This window comes from Teichococcus aestuarii (assembly GCF_003116135.1).
GTDB classification, from domain to species: domain Bacteria; phylum Pseudomonadota; class Alphaproteobacteria; order Acetobacterales; family Acetobacteraceae; genus Pseudoroseomonas; species Pseudoroseomonas aestuarii.
Genome location: NZ_PDOA01000029.1, coordinates 1 through 18,151, shown reverse-complemented (window position 1 = coordinate 18,151; position 18,151 = coordinate 1). Strand labels below are relative to the sequence as shown.

Annotated in this window: 14 protein-coding genes and 2 pseudogenes; 4 read left to right on the top strand and 12 right to left on the bottom strand. The window is 68.2% G+C overall.

The features are described 5' to 3' along the window. Nucleotides 1–8: 8 nt before the first annotated feature. Nucleotides 9–376, bottom strand: a pseudogene (locus tag CR165_RS25850) (IS3 family transposase); the annotation flags it as partial. Between the two features lie 10 nt (nucleotides 377–386). Here CR165_RS25850 and CR165_RS25845 point away from each other — a divergent pair. Then, nucleotides 387–580: pseudogene (locus CR165_RS25845) on the top strand (transposase); the annotation flags it as partial. A gap of 193 nt (nucleotides 581–773) precedes the next feature. Here CR165_RS25845 and CR165_RS22325 read toward each other — a convergent pair. From CR165_RS22325 to CR165_RS22280, 10 genes are all read right to left on the bottom strand, one after another. Further along, the gene (locus CR165_RS22325; RefSeq protein WP_109519120.1) at nucleotides 774–2,351 is read right to left on the bottom strand and encodes an ABC transporter substrate-binding protein; all 1,578 of its coding nucleotides are present in this window, start codon (nucleotides 2,349–2,351) and stop codon (nucleotides 774–776) included. A 41-nt stretch (nucleotides 2,352–2,392) separates the two neighbouring features. Continuing rightward, nucleotides 2,393–3,160 (bottom strand): SDR family NAD(P)-dependent oxidoreductase, encoded by a 768-nt coding sequence (locus tag CR165_RS22320; RefSeq protein ID WP_109519119.1) that lies wholly within the window; start codon nucleotides 3,158–3,160, stop codon nucleotides 2,393–2,395. A gap of 16 nt (nucleotides 3,161–3,176) precedes the next feature. Next, nucleotides 3,177–4,040: a polysaccharide deacetylase family protein gene (locus tag CR165_RS22315; RefSeq protein WP_109519118.1), complete on the bottom strand. Its 864-nt coding sequence runs from the start codon at nucleotides 4,038–4,040 to the stop codon at nucleotides 3,177–3,179. Nucleotides 4,041–4,700: 660 nt separating this feature from the next. Beyond that, on the bottom strand, nucleotides 4,701–6,380 hold the full coding sequence (locus CR165_RS22310; RefSeq protein WP_109519117.1) for a hydantoinase B/oxoprolinase family protein: 1,680 nt from the start codon (nucleotides 6,378–6,380) through the stop codon (nucleotides 4,701–4,703). Beyond that, nucleotides 6,377–8,440 carry a hydantoinase/oxoprolinase family protein gene (locus tag CR165_RS22305; RefSeq protein WP_109519133.1) on the bottom strand — a complete coding sequence of 688 codons (2,064 nt, stop codon included), beginning with the start codon at nucleotides 8,438–8,440 and terminating at the stop codon, nucleotides 6,377–6,379. The genes CR165_RS22310 and CR165_RS22305 overlap by 4 nt, the downstream gene beginning before the upstream one ends. Nucleotides 8,441–8,484: 44 nt before the next feature. Beyond that, a complete protein-coding gene (locus CR165_RS22300; protein ID WP_109519116.1) occupies nucleotides 8,485–9,849 on the bottom strand; it encodes a TRAP transporter large permease in 1,365 nt (454 codons plus the stop codon). Next, nucleotides 9,846–10,484 (bottom strand): TRAP transporter small permease subunit, encoded by a 639-nt coding sequence (locus CR165_RS22295; protein ID WP_109519115.1) that lies wholly within the window; start codon nucleotides 10,482–10,484, stop codon nucleotides 9,846–9,848. The genes CR165_RS22300 and CR165_RS22295 overlap by 4 nt, the downstream gene beginning before the upstream one ends. Beyond that, nucleotides 10,481–11,554, bottom strand: coding sequence for a TRAP transporter substrate-binding protein (locus CR165_RS22290; RefSeq protein WP_181378306.1), 1,074 nt, complete (start codon nucleotides 11,552–11,554; stop codon nucleotides 10,481–10,483). Before CR165_RS22290 ends, CR165_RS22295 begins: the two co-directional genes overlap by 4 nt. Nucleotides 11,555–11,717: 163 nt before the next feature. Further along, nucleotides 11,718–12,635, bottom strand: coding sequence for a LysR family transcriptional regulator (locus CR165_RS22285; protein WP_109519113.1), 918 nt, complete (start codon nucleotides 12,633–12,635; stop codon nucleotides 11,718–11,720). A gap of 99 nt (nucleotides 12,636–12,734) precedes the next feature. After that, nucleotides 12,735–13,754: an NADP-dependent oxidoreductase gene (locus CR165_RS22280; protein ID WP_109519112.1), complete on the bottom strand. Its 1,020-nt coding sequence runs from the start codon at nucleotides 13,752–13,754 to the stop codon at nucleotides 12,735–12,737. An 89-nt stretch (nucleotides 13,755–13,843) separates the two neighbouring features. Between CR165_RS22280 and CR165_RS22275 the strand changes: the two genes are divergently transcribed. After that, the gene (locus tag CR165_RS22275; protein ID WP_109519111.1) at nucleotides 13,844–14,419 is read left to right on the top strand and encodes a TetR/AcrR family transcriptional regulator; all 576 of its coding nucleotides are present in this window, start codon (nucleotides 13,844–13,846) and stop codon (nucleotides 14,417–14,419) included. A 344-nt stretch (nucleotides 14,420–14,763) separates the two neighbouring features. Next, nucleotides 14,764–16,329: an MFS transporter gene (locus CR165_RS22270; RefSeq protein WP_109519110.1), complete on the top strand. Its 1,566-nt coding sequence runs from the start codon at nucleotides 14,764–14,766 to the stop codon at nucleotides 16,327–16,329. Nucleotides 16,330–16,450: 121 nt separating this feature from the next. On the opposite strand, the gene CR165_RS22265 is transcribed toward CR165_RS22270, so the two are convergent. Continuing rightward, nucleotides 16,451–17,398 (bottom strand): replication protein RepA, encoded by a 948-nt coding sequence (locus tag CR165_RS22265; protein ID WP_109519109.1) that lies wholly within the window; start codon nucleotides 17,396–17,398, stop codon nucleotides 16,451–16,453. 547 nt (nucleotides 17,399–17,945) lie between these two features. On the opposite strand from CR165_RS22265, the gene CR165_RS25480 reads away from it, so the two are divergent. After that, a partial coding sequence (locus CR165_RS25480; RefSeq protein WP_219929832.1) for a hypothetical protein occupies nucleotides 17,946–18,151 on the top strand: 206 nt, incomplete at its 3' end.

Sequence of the window (18,151 nt, the reverse complement as noted above, 5' to 3'; positions counted from 1 at the left end):
TTGAGGCGGGCTGCCAGCGCAATCTCCTGCCGGGCAGCATAGTAGCGCGCCTCAGCCTTGGCCGGCGCGGTGCCGCCGATCGGCCCGAGGAGGCGGCGGTGACCGACCAGTCCACCCATTCGAGGGTGGCGAGCGCGACGGCCTCCATGTTGCGCCAAGGGCCGCGTCGGCGGATCACCTCGGTCTTGGACAGGCCGATGACGGTTTCGGCAGACGCATTGTCATGGGAGAGTCGCCGGCGCTGCCGACGGAGGGCCGATATCGGCGTGAGCAGGCGCTCTGCGTGCTGGATCGCAACGTATTGGTTGTCCCGGTCGCTATCGTGGGGCCGGCTGCAGCATGGGTTGCTGCGGCGCCTGCGCCATGCGGGCCGCATCGGCTGGGGCCGCGCCTGCCGCCGCCGCATCGAAAGCTGCCGGAGGCCGGGCAAGCCCCGATTGGTCATCGAGCGCACCTTCGCATGGTCAACCGTTTCCGCCGCCTCGCCATACGCTACGAGCGCAGGATTGACATCCACCATGCCTTCGCCGCGCTCGCCTGCTCCCTCATCTGCCCCGAGGCACTGCAGGGCAGGTCTTGAAAGGCGATGTATATCGCCCAGGCGCCGGCTATGGACGTCCTTTGGACCTGCTCCGAAGCAGTGACTGGCGGCGCGAGGGCCGCGCCCGTTCTGGCGTGAGGCCAGGGCGCCAGGAGCAGGCCCGCTATGGCGCCGCCGCCCGGCCTCCACCCTGCTGTGCTGGGGATGGGGGGGACCTATCCACCCCTTCCCGTCAGGTTTTGCGGACGTTCCAGAACAGCGGAAAGCCGCGCAGCACGCCTTCCAGGTTGCTCCGATAAGCCGCCGCCTGCAGGAACTGCCCGGCCGGAATATAGGGTACATCTTGGAAGGCCTGTGCCTGAAGCCGCGCGGCAATGCGCTGCTGTTCCGCGAGCCCTGACGCCGCAAACCATCTGCCGACAAGGCTCTCCACCTCCGGCAGGTCCGGCCAGCCTGCCATCGCCCTGTCGCCATTGCCGCGCAGCGGCGCGCTCAGTGCCGGATTGGTCATGTCCACGCCCGTCAGGGCGGTCATGTAGCAGCTCCAGCCGCCATTCTCGACCGGCTCGCGGCTCGAGCGGCGTGCCGTCAGCGTGCCCCAGTCAGAAAGCTGATAGTCAACGTTCATGCCGCATTTCCGCAGCATGTCCGCGGCGACCTCGCTGAGTCCGTGGATGAAGGTGGGGTCCGTGGCGCCCAGCAGAACCACCTTCTCGCCCTTGTAGCCGGCAGCCTCCAGCTCCCGCTTCACCTTGGCGTAGTCGCGCGGGCCCTGGAACACGCCCATGCCCTCGTCGCTGGCCATCGGCGTACCAGGAGTGAAGAAGCCGACAGGCGCCTTCCACATGGCCTGGTCGTCGCCCGCCACGGCCATCATGTAATCGGACTGTTCGAAAGCGCCCAGCAACGCGCGGCGGATGCCCGGATTGTTGAAGGGCGCGTGCAGGTGGTTCAGCCGCATGAAACACATCATGCCGGCCTGCTCCTGCACCGCGACCCGGACATTGCGCATGCGCTTCAGCAGCGGAAGCATGTCGTTGGCCGCGAATTCGAGCCAGTCCTGCTCGCCCGCCCGCAGGGCGGCGGCGGCGGTGGAGGCTTCGGGGATGGTGGTCCATTCCACCCTGTCCACATGCACCACCTTAGGGCCCGCCGTGCCGTCGGCCGTGCCCGAACCGCGCGGCACATAGCCCTGGAACCGCTCATAGACCGCCCGTGCGCCGGAGACGCGCTCGCCGGGGACGAAGCGAAAGGGACCGGATCCCACCATCTCGGTCACCTGGGTGAAAGGGTCGGTCTTGGCCAGACGTTCCGGCATCATGACCGGCAGCAGCGGCGGCAGCTTGCCAAGCGCCTCGGGCAGCAGCGGGAAGGCGTGCTTCATGCGGAACCGGATGGTCTTGTCGTCCGGCGCCGAAAGCTCGTCCGTCGCGGCGAGCAGCGCCTGGCCGAAGGGATCGCGCGCACCCCACCGCCGGATGCTCGCCACGCAGTCCCGTGCCAGGACCTTCTCGCCATCGTGCCATGTGAGCCCGTCACGCAGGGTCAGCCGCCAGAGGCGGCCCTCCTGTTCCATGACATGCCCTTCCGCCATCTGCGGCGAGGCACGGAAGTTGCTGTCCTGCCCGTAGAGCATGTCGAAGACCATGTAGCCATGGTTTCGCGTCGCATAGGCCAGGCTGAAGACGGGATCGAGAAAGCTGAGGTCGGTCTGCGGGATGAAGCGCAACACCTTGCTCTGCTGCGCGAGGCCGAGCGAGGGCGCGGCGAGGGTCGCCGCGCCGGCCGCGAGGAATGTACGACGCCTCATGTCTCTGCTCCTGCTGATGAAGGCATTGCGGTCAAACGGGCTCAGGAGCCGGTCGCCGCGGGGGCCGCGCGGGCGGTCAGCCATCCGCCATCGACCACCAGCACCTGCCCCGTGACGAAGGAGGCATCATCCGAAGCAAGAAAGGCGGCGACGGAGGCGATCTCCTCAGGGCGCCCTGCACGGCGCAGCGGTGTGGGCGCCAGCATGTTCGCAACGTAACGCGGATTCTTCAGGTGACCGGCGGTCATCGCCGTCTCGATCACGCCCGGGGCGATGGCATTGACCAGGATGCCCTCCGGCCCGAGGTCGCAGGCCAGCTGCCGGGTCAGCTGCGCCACCCCGGCCTTGGCAACGGCATAGGCCGCCGTGCCTGGGTAGCCGACGAGCCCGAAGATCGAGGACAGGTTGATGATTCGCCCGCCCGGGCGGGCCAGATGCGGCAGGCAGTCCCGCGTCACGCGCAGAACCGCCTTCAGGTTGATGTCGACGAAGCGGTCGATCAGCTCGTCATCCGACTCTTCGAGCGTCCGGCTGCCGCCGATGCCCGCGTTGTTCACCAGGATGTCCAGCCGCCCGAAGGCATCCAGCGCCGCCGCCGCGAGACGTCCGCCGGCGCCCTTTTCATTGACATCCAGCGAGACGGCCACACCGCCGAGCCCGCGTGCAACGCCTTCCACATCCGCCGATCGGTCGGCGAGGACGACCCGCGCGCCATCTCGTGCAAGGCGCGCCGCCGTCGCGGCGCCGATGCCGCCGGCGGCGCCCGTGACAATGGCCACGCGGCCGGAAAGGCGTCGTTGTTCGGTCACGGCGTTTTTCCCGTCATCAGCGCGGCAGCGGGGAGGGCGAGGCGGCTTGGCCACCCTGCCGGGCGCGGAACTCCTGCTGGACCTGGTCCAGGGTCAGGAAATCGGCGCCCATTCTGCCAAGGCCGTCGATCAGCTTCTCCATCATCAGCATCCGGTGGCCACGGCCGCTGACATAGGGATGAAACGTGTAGACCAGGACGCCCCACTCCGTGGTGCGGCACATGTACTCGAAATCCGCCAGCCAATTCGCCAGGACCGCATCGGCATTGGCCAGGCCGGGCATGATGCCCGCCGCGGTGCGGAAGAACTCGAAATGCGGGTGGTCGTCGAGCGACCAGCTGATCGGCACCTCGACCAGATCCGTCGTCTCGCCAAACGCCAGCGGCGCATCGACCGCGACCTTGTCGCCGCGGCGGGCGAAGTAGGGCTCGCAGTCATGGCCCATCATGCTGCTGTCGTAGCGGCATCCATGTTGGATCATGAGGTCGATGCTCTGTGCGCTGAGGTCCCAGGCAGGGGACCGGTAGCCGGCCGGGCCCTGCCCCGTCAGGCGCCGGATGGACTCCACGGCGCGGGCGAACTCCTCGGCTTCCTGCTGCGGCGGAAGCTCGGCGGGCGGAATGTGGCTCCAGCCGTGGTGGCCTATCTCGTGCCCTCCCGCCACCACGCGCTCGCAGGCTTCCGGGTAGGTCTCGATGACGACGCCGGGGATGTACCAGCTGCCCTTGATCCCGCGGCTGGCCAGCAGGTCCAGGATGCGTCCGGCACCGACCACCCCGAACTCTCCACGTGAGATCGGGGTTGGCGTCATCATGCCGCGCGCCGCGAAGCCAGACCAGGTATCGAAATCATAGGAGAGGCAGGCGATGTGGCGGGGCAATCTGCATATCCTCTTCAGATGAGGCCCAAATTCAGGCCTGGCGCTGCGCGGGCAAAAGGTGCGGAACAGGCTCCGCTTCTCCAGAGCACGGCCGCTGACCAGAGCAGAGCAGAGCAACCTCAAGGGAAAGACCGGCCAACAGGTTACCCAAGACCGTATTGACCAGCGATACTTTCATATTGAGTAATGGTGTTGGAGAGTTCTGGCCGTGTCAATGAAGAACCCTCCGGCCTTCAGCCGGCCGGCGCAACGTTGCCTCGGCCCGCCCACCGGCCTGCACGCGCCGCCTTCCTGCGGACGCACCGGACCGATGCTTTCGGCGCCGTGTCCGCAATCCTTGCGCCGCTGCTGCAGGCGCGTCAGGCCCGGCGGTTGTGTGCTGCTGGAGGGTCCACAAGCGTCAGTCCTTGGAGATGCTGGAAATGGGTCAGGCGACCATGGCGGGCAGCCTGACACCCTTGCCCCGGACGGACGCGGGGCGGTTCAGGGGACAGCACGGGGCACCACGCGCTTGCCGCCCTCATTGACCGCAGGGGCGATGATCGCGCCACGGTTGCCGTCGCGAACCTTCATGTGGGTGGCGTCGAGCCAGAGACGGGGCCTCCATGCTCCGCTCAGCGGCGGGCCAGCATGTCACGCATCTGGCCGACGCCGGCGCCCTCAGCCAGCCGCGGCGGCGGCACTGGGAGGGCGCACATAGCGGCAGGCAGCGTCGTTCGCCCGCTCTGCCGCGCCGCGCTCCCCCGGCGGGCCGTAGCCGCCGCCGCCCGAGGTCTCCAGCCGGATGGTATCGCCCCGCCGCAACGGCAGGTTGTTCACCTTGGAGGGCAATGGCCGCCATTCGCCATCGCGGATCAGGTAGAGCGCGCCGGCGCTGCCCGGCTCGCCGCCCTCCAGCCCATAGGGGCGGAACTTGAAGCGTTCCAGATTGGCGGTGAAGACCGCCGCGGCGCTGTCCACCCGCCATTCGCGGAACAGGCCGAGCCCGCCGCGATGCCGCCCGGCGCCGCCCGAGCCATCCAGCAGGCCATAGCCCGTCAGGGTCAGCGGCACCTCGGCCTCGATCATCTCGACAGGGATGGAGGCGTTGTTGTGCATGCCGTAGGCCCAGGCGTTCAGCCCGTCCTGGTCGTGATAGGCGCCGGTGCCGCCGATCTCAATCTCGACCAGCACGCCGCGCGCGCCATCCTCGCCGATGGTCTGGAAGGAGCAGACATAGGAGACGCCGTAATAGGCCGCCGGCACACGCCCCGGCACCGCCTGGTGCAGCGCGCCGAACATGGTGGTGGCCAGCCGGTGCGCCACGGCCACGCGGTTGGCCACCGGCGCGGGGTGGCTGGCATGCACGATGCTGCCCTCCGGCGCGATGATGCGCACCGGCCGGTAGCAGCCGGCATTGGCGGGAATGTCGCTGTCGGCCACGGCCAGCACGGCATAGGCCACCGCCGAGCCGGAGGAAGCCAGCGTGGCGTTCACCGGCCCCGCCGCCTGCCGGCCGCAGCCGGAGAGGTCCACCACCATCTCCTCGCCCCGCACCTCGATGGCGGCGTGGATGCGGATGGGGTCGGGCAGGATGCCGTCATCATCGAGGAAATCCTCGAAGCTGTAGCGCCCGTCGGGGATGCGGCCGATCATCGCGCGCATGGCGCGCTCCGATCCGTCCAGCAGCTGGCGGCAGGCCTCCAGGATGGTGGCGGCGCCGAAGCGGGCGGCGAGGCGCTGCATCGTCCCCTCTCCCACCGCGAGGGAGGCGAGCTGCGCCTGGAGGTCGCCCCACAGCATGTCCGGGCGGCGGACATTCTGGCGCATCATCGCCAGCACGTCCTCGTTCATCACGCCGGCACGCACCAGCTTCAGCGGCGGGATGCGCAGCCCCTCCTGGAAGATCTCGGTGGCCGTGGCGGCGTAGCTGCCGGCGGCCATGCCGCCCATGTCCAGATGGTGGCAGAGCGTGCCGACGATGGCGATGCGCCGGCCACCGACCACCACCGGCCGGAAGGCCAGGATGTCGGGGATGTGCTGGCCGCCGCAATAGGGGTCGTTGGTGATCACCACATCGCCCTCGTCCCATGCCTCCAGCGGCAGGAAGTCGCGGATGATGGTGAGCAGGCCGGCGCTCATCGAGTTCAGGTGGCCGGGGATGCGGGCGGACTGGGCGACGTTGTAGCCCTCCGCGTCGAACACCGCCGTGGAATAATCCAGCATCTCGCGCACGATGGTGGAGCGGCTGGTGCGCCAGACGGTGACATCCATCTCCGCCGCCACGGCGGTGAAGGCGTTGCGCAGCACCTCGAGCGTCACGGGGCCGAGAGTGGGCGTGGGTGGAGGTGTGGCGTTCATGCGGCGTCTCCCTGCGGCATCCTGCGCGCGATCAGCGTGCCCTCCGGGCCGGGCGCGCAGCGCCAGCCGGCGCTCAGCAGGATGGTGGTGTAGTCCTCCTCGATCAGCGCCGGGCCGGAGGTCTCGCCCGTGATGGCGGCGCGGCGGTGCACGGCCACCGGCTGCCAGCGCCCGTCCAGCAGCACGGGGCGCGTCTCGGCGGCGGGCGGCGCGGCGGCGGCCTCGCCGCGGCGGATCGCGCCGGCGGGCAGCAGGCCGGTGGCCGAGAGGCGCAGCGCCACCAGCTCCACCGGGGCGTCCGGATTGGCGTAGGAGAAGCGGGCCTGGTGGCTCTCATGGAAGGCGGCCAGCACGCGGGCCAGAGCTTCCTCATCCGCCGCCGCCTCCGGCCAGGGCACCACCAGCTCCGAAGCCTGGCCCTTGTAGCGCAGGTCGGCCGAGACGGCGGTGCGGCGCTGGTCTGCCGGCACGCCATCCTCCTCCAGCAGGGCGGCGCCGCGCGCGCGCAACTCCGCCAGGGTGGCGCCGATGAAGTCCAGGCTCGCCGCCGTGGCGGGGATCACCCGGCTGCGCGCCAGGTCGTGCACGATGTTGGAGTGCAGGATGCCATAGGCGGAGAAGGTGGAGGCATCGGCCGGGAAGACCACCTCGCCGATGCCCAGCTCCTCGGCCACCGGGATGGCGTGCAGCCCGCCGGCGCCGCCGAAGGAGAGCAGGCTGAAATCGCGCGGGTCCAGCCCCTTCTCGAACAGGCTGAGCCGCGCGGCGGTGGCCAGGCTGGTGTTGGTGACGGTCATCATGCCTTCCACCGCCGCCTCCGGCCCGAGGCCGAGCGGCGCGCCGAGCCGGGCGCGGATCGCCTCCCGCGCGCCGTCGAGGTCGAGCGCCATGCGGCCGCCCAGGAAATAGCGCGGGTCCAGCCGGCCCATCACCAGATTGGCGTCGGTCACGGTGGGCTCGGTGCCGCCGCGGCCGTAGCAGACGGGGCCGGGGCGGGAGCCGGCGCTGCGCGGACCGACGCGCAGCCGCCCCGCCTCGTCGATCGCCGCGATGGAGCCGCCGCCGGAGCCGATGGTGCGGATCTCGATCATCGGCAGGCGCACCGGCAGCTCATCGATCTCGCCCTGGGTCATCTGCGTCACCGCGCCCTCGCGCACGACACAGACATCGAAGCTGGTGCCGCCCATGTCGACGCCGAGCAGGTTGGGCCGCTCCAGCGCCTCCGCCATGCGCAGCGTGGCCAGCGCCCCGCCCGAGGGGCCGGAGAGCAGCAGCCGTGCCGGCTGGCGCGCCGCCACCTCGGGCGAGCAGACGCCGCTGTTGGACTGCACCAGCAGCAGCCGCGCCCGCAGCCCCGCCGCCCGCAGGCGGGCCGAGAGCTGGCCGAGATAATGGCCCACCACCGGCATCAGCAGCGCGTTCAGCACCGTGGTGGAGCTGCGCTCATACTCGCGGATCTCGGGGCTGATGTCGGAGGAGAGCGAGACCGGCAGGCCGGGGAAGCGGCGGGCCAGCCATTCGCCCAGCATCGCCTCATGCGCGCCGTTCACATAGGCATGCAGCAGCGTGACGGCGACGGCCTCGGCCCCCGCCGCCTCGATCCGCGCGGCCAGCGGTTCCAGCGCAGCATGGTCCAGCACCCGCTCGGCGGTCCCGTCGGCGCGCATCCGCTCGGGCACGCCGAAGCGGCGGTCGCGCGGGATCAGCGGCGCCGGGCGGCGCTGGCGGGCGGCATAGATGTCCCGCCGGGCGTGGCGGCCGATCTCCAGCACGTCCTCGAAGCCGGCGGTGGTCAGCAGCACGCCGCGCGCCAGGCGCCGCTCCAGCACCGCGTTGGTGGCGATGGTGGTGCCGTGCAGCAGCAGCCGGATATCCGGCAGGGCGAAGCCGAACTGCGCCGCCGCCTGCTCCAGCCCGGCGAGCAGGCCGATGGAGGGGTCCTCGGGCGTGGTCGGCGTCTTCAGGCTGTGCAGCGTGCCGTGGCGCTCGTCCAGGATCTGCAGGTCGGTGAAGGTGCCGCCGATGTCGATGCCGACGCGGATGAAGGGATCTGTGGACACGGAGGCTCCGGGAGCGAAATCGGGAGGGAGGGTCATGGCGGCGCTCAGCCCATCATCGCCGGCAGCCACAGGGCGATGCCGGGCCAGACCATCAGCAGGCCGACGGCCAGCAGATAGGCCAGCAGGAAGGGCATGACGCCGGCGAAGACATCGGTGATCGGCCCGCCGCGCGGGCGCATGCCCTGCAGCACGTACATCACCGTGCCGTCCGGCGGGCTGATCTGGGCGATCTCGACCAGCATGGTGACGACGACGCCGAACCAGATCGGGTCGTAGCCCAGGCCGACGACGATGGGGAACACGACCGGCACCGTGGTGATGATCATGGAGAAGCCCTCCATGAAGGTGCCGAGGGCGAAGTACATGCCGATGATGGCCAGCATGATGACCCAGGGCGGCACCGGCAGCCCGCCGATCAGCCCGGCCACCGCCTGCGGCACGTTGATCAGGGTCAGCACGTAGTTCAGCAGGTAGGCGCCCAGGATGATCAGGCCGAGCAGCGCCGTGTTGCGCGCCGTGGCCTCGGCGGAGGCGTTCAGCATGCGCCAGGAGAGCTTGCCCTCGAAGGCGGCGAAGCCCGCGGCGCCGACCACGCCGAGCGCCGCCGCCTCGGTGGGCGTGGCGTAGCCGCCATAGATGGAGCCCAGCACCAGCAGCATCAGCAGCAGGGTCGGCACCAGGCCGCCCAGGGCGCGCAGCTTCAGGCCGATCGGCACCTGCAGCGGGCGCTCCATCGGGTTGCGCAACCCGTGCAGCACGATGACGGCCACGAACAGCGCCGTGACCAGCAGGCTCGGCCCCAGCGCCGCGATGTAGAGCGCGCCCACCGAGGTCTCGGTGATCAGGCCATAGACGATAAAGGTGATGCCGGGCGGGATCAGGTTGCCCATGGCGCCGCCCGCCGCCAGCGAGCCCAGCACCATGCGCTGGCTGTATCTCGTGCCCTCGAAATAGGGCAGCGCGACCGAGCCCATGGTGGCCGCCGTGGCGACGGAGGAGCCGGAGATGGCCGAGAACAGGGCGCAGGAGGCGATGTTGGTGTGCAGCAGCCCGCCCGGCAGGCGGTTGAGCCAGACGTTCAGCGCCCGGTAGAGCCGGTCCGACAGCCCGGCGCGCAGCAGGATCTCGCCCATCAGCAGGAAGAGCGGCACCGCGATCAGCACGAAATTGCTGGAGGGGCCCCAGAAGGTCTGGCCCGCGAACAGCCAGAAGGGGCGGTCGGAGAACAGCAGCCCGGTGAGCACCGCCAGGATGCCCAGCACCGCCGCGATGTGCACGCCGGCGCCGAAGAACACCAGGAAGACCGCGACGAGGCCCATGATCTCGGCCAGCGGCAGAGCCGGGCCGCCACTGGCGGCGGCGAAGAACAGCAGCCCCAGAAGGCCCAGGAGGAAGACCAGCGCGATCATGCGGCCTGCCCCTTCCGCGCCATGGCCACCGCCTCCAGCGCCTCGCCGGCCTCGTCGTCGATGCTGCGGGAGCCGAGCAGCGCATCCGCCTCGCCGAAGCGGCCGCAGAGCAGCGTCAGCGCCGCCTCCAGCAGCAGCGCCGCGATCATCAGCAGGAAGACCAGCAGGCCGAAGGCCCAGATGCCCTGCGGCAGGGCCAGCGGGATGTGCAGGGCGCTGTTGTCATGCGCGTCGAACAGCAGCGATTCGTCGAGCAGCGACCAGCCGGCCCAGGCCAGGAATGCCGCGAAGCCGCCCAGCAGCAGCAGCGCCAGCACATGCAGCGTGGCGCGCGGCCGCAACGGCAGGCGGTTGACCAGCACATCCACCCGGATATGCGCCCGCGCCGCCAGGGTATGCGCCAGCGACCAGGAGATGCCGCAGGCCAGCATGTAGCCGGTGATCTCCACCGTCGCGGCGCTGGAGACGCCGAAGGCGGTGCGCCCGACGATGTCGGCGGTGATGAAAAGGGCGCAGAGGATGTAGTTCCAGCCGGCGAGGTAGGCCATGAGCCGCCCGGCCCGGTCCAGCCCCGCGCGCAGGCCCCGCGCCAGCCGCAGCGGCGCCGGGGCGGCGGCCCCGGCCCGCGCCGTCACGGCCGGTACTCCACCTTGGAGATCGGCGCGATCATCCGGTTGTAGATCTCGCCGCAGCGCGCGCCGCAACGCTTGACGAAGCCCGGCAGCACCGTGGTCTGCATCGCCTCGCGCACCAGGGCGCGGTCGGCCTCGGTGGCCTTGACCTCGGTCATCGGGCGCGGCGCGAGGCTGTGGATCCTGCAGGCCGCGGCATTGCCCGTGTTGCAGTCGATGCCATCGCGCGTGGCGGCATCGCCCAGGGTCCAGAGCGCGTCGGTCATCCGGGCGAAGGTGTCTTCCAGCAGGGCGCGGGCGGCGGGGTCCAGACGGTTCCACCAGGAGAGGTTGACCATGTAGCCGGCCACCGCCCAGGAGAGCGGCAGATCGGAGATGTGCGAGGAGACCTCCGGCCAGCGGGCGGCGGCGCCGCTGCCGGTGCCCGTCACGGCGCAGTCGACCACGCCGCGCTCCAGGGCGCTGTAGACCTCGGGGAAGCCGATGCTGACCGGCAGCGCACCGATCTTCTGCACCAGGTCGACCAGCGAGTTGCCGAAGGTGCGGATCTTGCGCCCCCGCAGATCGGCCAGGCTGGTGAAGGCGCTGCGGCAGAACAGCACCTGCGCCGGAAACGGATAGACCACCACCAGCCGGGTGTTGAAGCGCTCCAGCTCCTTGTTGGCGAGCGGCAGCATGGCCTCGGCGATGCGCCGGGCCTGGCCGATATCCGGGCTGAGGCCGGAGAGATCGATGCCATCGAGGATCGGCACATCGCCCGAGAGGGTGGAGAGGGTGCCGGCGCCGATCTCCACCTGCCCCGAGCGGACCAGCCGGACGATCTCGCTGCCGCCGAGGTTGCGCTCGGCATGGCTGCTGACCTGGACCGTGATCTGGCCGCCCGAGGCCTTCTGCAACCCGTCCCGCAGGATCGGCAGGTCGACGGTGGTGTATTGCGGGTTGGTCGGCACCGGCTGCGTCACGGCGGCGATGCTGAGCTTCAGCCCGGGCGGCAGCGGCGACTGTGCCTGGGCGGGAAGCGGCAGAGACAGGGCGGCCGCGGCCAGGCCGCCAGCCAGCAAGGTCTTGAACATGATCGCGGAGCCTCTGTTCTTTTGAGAAGGCTTCCGGGCGACAAGCGTTCCCCTGCCGGCTTGCCGGCCGCTTCCGGGCCGCATGTCTCCTGCGGCTCCGGATTTCGGGCGATTAGGCGGCGGTTTCGGGCCGCTGTCGAATCGTCATTCTGGATAACTTCGATCAGGATTCCTGATCACCTTGCGCCGCTTTTTCCAGTTCTCCGCCGATGGCCGAGGCCCGCTCCGCCACCATGGCGGCCAGGAAGTTGTCGGGTCTGCGCAGGTAGCTGACATAGAAGGCGTTGCGCGGCAGCACGACATCGGTCACCTCCAGCACCCGCAGCAGGCCGGCCGCGATTTCCCGGCGCAAGACCGCCAGCGGCAGAATGCAGCAGCCCGCGCCATCCTGAGCCATGCGGACCATGAGGGTCAGCGAGGCGCTGCCCCAAAGCCGGACATCGGGCGTGCCGCTCGCCGCCAGGGCGCGCTGGATCTCCGCCGCCAAAGGGCTGTTGTGGGAAAAGCTGATCACCGGCCATCGTGTCAGCTCCGCCAGCGGCAGAGGGCCTTCCCGCAGTGGCAAGGCCGGGCTCGCCACCCAACCCAGCGGAAAATGGCAGAGCCGGCGGCTGACGGCGCGCGGGTCAGCCACGGGGCCCACCTGCATGCTGATATCGATCTCGCCCTGCCGAAGCTGGTCGGAGAGAATGTTCGTGGTGTCCACCATCAGGTCGAGCACCACCTGCGGGTAGCTGGCGCCGATCGATTCCAGCAGCCGGGGCATCAGGCTGTGCACCAGGGTTTCGGCCACGCCGATCCTCAGCACGCCACGGACGGCATTGGGCTGCCGGATGGCCTCCTGCAGTTCCTGCTGCAACTCCAGCATGCGCCGGGCATAGTCCAGCACCACCAGCCCCTCGCGGGTCAGCTCACGGCGACGGCTTCCCTGGCTGAAGAGGGTAACGCCGAGTTGCCGCTCCAGCTGGTCGATACGGGCCGAGACCGAGGGCTGCGTGGTGTTGAGCCGGGCGGCGGCGGCCCGGAACCCACCCAGCTCCACAACCCAGACAAAGGTCTCCAGCCATTTCAGGTCTTGCATAAGCCTTTTTGCTCGACCTTTCAGGGCACTTCCACCTGGAACATCGGGCTTCCAGGCCCTATCGGCGCTGCCGACAATCCGGGCCCAAGCTCTTGATGGTCAGTCCATCGTGAGGACGATTTTGCCCTGAATGCTGCCGCTGGTGGCACATTCATGCGCCCGTGAGACATCAGACAGCGGGTATGTGCTGTCCACGATTACGCGGACGGTACCGTTGGCGAGCAGGCGAGCGGCTTCCGCCAATTGCGCGCCGTTCGAGCGGACCTGTGTCGATGAAACCGTGACCCCCAGCGTCTCAGCTTCCTCGTGATCAATGAAGCCGAGCGGATTGACCAGGAACAGGGCTCCGCCTCGCTTCACGGCGTGCAGGAAGCGGCCCATTTTCGCACCGCCGACCGCATCGAGAACGAGGTCCACATCACACACGACCTCCTCGGCCGCTGTCGTGGTGTAATCGATGAACTGATCGGCGCCGAGGTCGCGCAGCAACGCCTCATTCCTGCTGGACGCCACGGCAATAACGCGTGCCCCCTTCCACTTCGCCAATTGGACGGCCAGGTGCCCAACGCCGCCACTGGCGCCGTTGACGAGAACCGTCTTGCCCTGGAGCGGCACCGGCTCATGCCGGAAGGACTGGAACGGGTTCGGCTCATCGTGGCCCAGCTCGATCAGGAACTGCCATGCCGTGAGCAGCGACATGGGCGCGCCGGCCGCGTGGACATGGTCGATGCCCACCGGCTTGAGCGCCAGCTCCGGTGCTGGAATGCTGACGTATTCAGCGTAGGCGCCACTGCCCTTCATCAGGTTCTCGGGAAAGCGCACCATCGCGTAAACTTCGTCGCCGAGGTTGAAGCCCCTCACGTCGTCGGCAACCGCCTCGACAATGCCCGACACATCCGTACCAGGGATAAGGGGAAAGGAGGGGTCAGGCCGCCACTCCGGAGGCAGGGCGCGGTAACCGTCCCGCAGATACCAATCGGGGGGATTCAGGCCGGCGGCATGGGCGCGAACCAGCACCTCGCCGGGTGCTGCGGCAGGTCGGGGCGCATCCTCGTAGCGGAGCACGCCGGGGCCGCCAAACTCGTGTAGCCTGGCCGGCTTCATTGTCCCTGTAGACATGGCTGTCTCCTTCGCTCCAGATAAGCCATCTATGTGGAGCACTGTCCCGCATATTCGGAGCAGTGATCCGTTTGTCAAGCCGGAGAGCCATGCGCGCCGACGCGAAGAAGAATCATGATCATCTCCTGGCGGTCGCACGCGACCTCCTGTCCGCGGGAGGGGCGGATGCCTCTTTGCGCGACATTGCGCGCACGGCCGGGGTGGGGCTCGGTACGCTCTACCGGCACTTCCCGACCCGTGAGGCGCTGTTGGAGGCCCTCCTCCGCAGCAGCTTCGACGCGCTGACGGTGCGGGCAGGCGACCTGGAGGCATCGGACACGCCCGGTGCAGCTCTGGTGACCTGGCTGCGCGAGACGGTGGCAGTGGCGAGCAATTACAGTGGCGCGATCAAGTCGATGGTGGCCGCGATCGAGGACGAGACGTCGGCGCTCCATGCGTCATGTGTTGCAATGAAGGCTGCCGGTACGCGTCTCCTCGGCCGGGCACAGGCCGCAAAGGAAGCCCGTGCCGATATGGACGGCGCCGACCTGTTCGCGTTCGTCGGCGCGCTTTCTTGGGTAGCCGATCAACCCGCGCTTGCGTCCCGCTCCGACCATATCTTCGGGATCATTGTGGACGCGATTCTGATCAGTCCGGGAGCATCCAAGCTCCCGAAGCTCGGCTGATGGGCGGCACGAGCCTCTTCCATGGCCGGGGGAGCCAGCTATTCCCGCTTCTCGATCCTTCCTGGAGAAGCCGGTGCCGCCCTTACCAGGGGAGGGGGACAGCCAGGGAACGGGAGGTGGCAATGGACCGAACCCAGCGGTCGAATATCCGAAGTCAGACGTCCGCTTCTATCCGGCTAAACCCCTGAGCCTGCCAGTCCGCTCCCGGCCGAACCTTGCCCCCTTCACCCTCGATGAACAGCCTCATCATGCTGGCGTCCGGTGGAAAATGAACGCCTGGCTGCCGTTCCTCATAATGGCGGACAGGGCCGGAGCCGGCCTGGCTGCTCTGAGGCAGGGATGCGATGAGCGGTCACGCCAGGCTGCTGGCCAAAGGCCCGGGTCTGGTTCACCTTGCCCTGATGACGTCCGACGCTGTCCCCGACACGCCAGCCTCCGCCGAGGAGCCGGCATGGCCTTCCTTGTGGCGGATCTTCCCGCCCATACTGCTGCCCATCTTTCTCGCCGTGGTGGATGGCACCATCGTGGCAGCGGCCCTTCCCGCCATGGCCGGAGCCTTCGGCGACGTGGAGCGGGTGTCCTGGGTGGTGGCATCCTACCTGGTTGCCAGCACTGTGGCGGCCCCGGTGTATGGGCGGCTTGGCGACGCCTTCGGACGGCGGCGCCTGCTGCTCGTGGCGCTGGTGCTATTTGTGGTGGCCTCGGTGCTGTGCGCCTTGGCACAAGGCATCCTGTCGCTGACAGCGGCGCGAGTGCTGCAGGGCTTCGGCGGCGGGGGGCTGATGGTGCTGTCCCAGGCGCTGCTTGGCGAGAACGTGCCACGGCGCCAGCTCGGCCGTGCGCAGGGCATACTGGCCGCGGTGATCGTGGTCTCCTCCACCTTTGGCCCCGTGGCGGGCGGCGTGCTGACGCAGTTCTTCGGCTGGCCCTCGGTGTTCCTCATCAACCTGCCCCTGGGCGCACTGGCCATGCTGCTGGCGCTGCGCCTGCCGGTCCATCCCGTCCGGAGGACGCGGGGTAGCTTCGACTGGCCAGGCCTGCTGCTGTTCGCCGGCTTCGTAGTGCCTCTGCTGCTGGCGCTGGAACAGGTGCAGCCAGTCGACGCCGCGACACTGGTGGGGACCGCCGCCAGCCTCGGCGTGTCGCTGCTCTGCCTGGTGCTCCTCCTGCGGTTCGAACAGCGGGCGGTGCAGCCCTTGTTCCCGCTGGAGATGCTGCGGCGTCCGGCCATGTGGCGTGCCAACGCCATGGCCGTCTGCTCGGGCGCCCTGCTGGTCAGCGAGGTGACCCTTCTGCCGATCCACCTGCAGGCGGTGGATGGCGCTTCGGCGGCTCAGATCGGCTTGCTGATGCTGCCACTGACGGCAACGGTCGGGATGGGCTCGCTGGTAACAGGATGGCTCGTGACCCGTACTGGACGCTTGGCGATCTTCCCCGCGGTCGGACAAACGGCGGCAGCACTGGGTTTGCTGCTGGTCGCCTTCGGACATCATCAGGCCGGCGCGGTGCTGGGCCCTTGGGGGTTGCCGGCGATGCTTGCCCTTGTCGCGGTGTTCCAAGGCTCGGCGATGCCGGTGGCGCAGGTCACGGCTCAGGCGCTGGCACCGCCTGCCATGCTGGGAGCGGCGGCAGCCTCGGTACAACTGTCGCGTTCGGTCGGCTCGGCAGCAGGCGTCACGGTCGTGATCGGCGCTTTGTTCGCGATCCTCGGCCAGGACAGCGCGGCCGCCGCGGTCTTCGCCGACATGGTGCGGCACGGCCCCGCTGCCCTGGCCGCCCTGCCGGACGCGATACGCGCCACGACAGTGGCACGGATCGACGCCGGCTTCAGCATCGCCTTCATGGCGGTGGCAGCCTTTGCCGTCATGAACGCCTTGCTGGCCTGGACCTTACCGTTACGGCGCATCTAGAGCGGCTACGCAGGGTGTGGGGTTTTGCGATGGCGCGTTCTTTACAAAGAAGCGCCCGGGCCGTGGCCAAGGCGTTGAAGTCGCTCTTCCATGCTTATCGCAAAGCCCCACGCCCCGTGGGTCAGGCAAGCTTGCGTATAGGAGGGGGGCTCGGGTGCAGCACAATGTGCGTATCCTCGACGTCTACCCGGGCCTCCGGGTAGGCCGCCACAGCCTCGGCTAGCGAAGCGAGGAAGCGTGGCTTGAACTGAAACAGGTTCTTGTAACTGCCCCCAAACTGCTGGTGCAGGTCCTTCCAGCCGATCGGGGTGCGCTTGTTGAGGTGGTGCAGCCGGTAGGCCAGCCAGACATAGATATCGAGAGCTGCGGCGCTGTCCTTCAACTGCCGGATAGCCGCGTCCTGCAGAGGTACCGGATGGCGGCGCAACTGATCGAAGAAGTCGGAGTCCAGCAGCACCCGATCCTCGAACAGGCTGCCTTGCCGGTCATCCCCTGTACCCTCCTGGAAGAACAAGCCGGACTTGATGATGCGCTCGTTGGTCATCATCGTGGGACGGCCGGACTTGCTGGGCTCTGTCTGCCATGAGAAGCGCATGGAGCAGGTCGCAATGCGCCGTGCCTGCTCGCGCAGCGTCGAGGCCGTCTCCCCGCCGACTGCTAAGCCGAGCCTTTTCATCCACTCACGCATCGAGCGGCCAAGGCTTACCTCGCGGCTGTCGGTCAGCACGGCCTGCGTCTGGAGATAAATCAGGATCAGGCGGGCGCGCGCTCCGAAAGGCACGCCCATGAGCTTCGGCTGGCCGTCGCCCATCACGATCCGGCCGGGCTCAATGATCAGCGTCAAGGGCCCGACGGTGCGGATCCAGGCTTCATCGTCGCCGGGCTTCCGGTGCGGCAGAGAGGTCAGACACAGACCGGAATAGCTGTAGCCTTTCTGGCCGCTTTCATCTCCGAGCACTTCGCTGGCAATCTTGACCAGGGACTGGTCACTAGGATCCGCCAGCGTCCGGGCCTGCTCGCGGCCATGCAGCAGGACGAGTTGCCGCACTCCCTTCGCTGCATCGGCCATGGCTTCGCTCCGAAATTTACCATCTCATCAATAAGCAAAGTGACGGTTTCGGCCGGCTGTCGCAAGCGTGGGACTTTGCGATGAAACATCTAGGAAGATCTAGTTGTTTACTAATTGGAGTGCTCGCAAAACCCCACGGTATAACCCGGATTCCCTCGCAAACTCCCACAGCCGCATCGCAAAATCCCCCGGGATAACCCGGCTGCGGTGGATAACTGCCGCCCGCCTGATCGGCGGGGAATGTGCGGATTCGCCATCCTGCACATCGGCCTCGAGTCGCGCCTTTGATGGAATTCCGTCTCCCTCCTGCAAGCACGCAGTCCCGCTGCTTCAGTTCAAGGCCGTCCGCCGCTTTCCAAACGGGCTGCCGCGAGTTCTCGGAGCCGTTACGTCATGCACAAGAGGTTTTCCTGCCTGATGACCAAATCGCCCCTATGGGGTGGAGCGGCCGCTTGGTGCCGGTCCCTATTTAAAAAGATCACGTGATAATATTTTGAATGAGATGATTTTAGTGAAATTATAATAGGCTAATATGACAAAATAGACAATGAGCCGTCGTTATAGTAAAAATTTTGGTAAATTTGATATTCTGTACAGAATTTTCTCTGCCAATAACTTCCTGACTAACTGCCTGTTTGAGAATGCTGGTGGTGAGGTGTTTGGGCGTCCCTGCGTGGCCAGATGGGCTGGATGTGGACCAAGGAACACCGTGCCCGGCAGGCAGCGTTTGAGCGGCGGCGCTACCCGACAGAT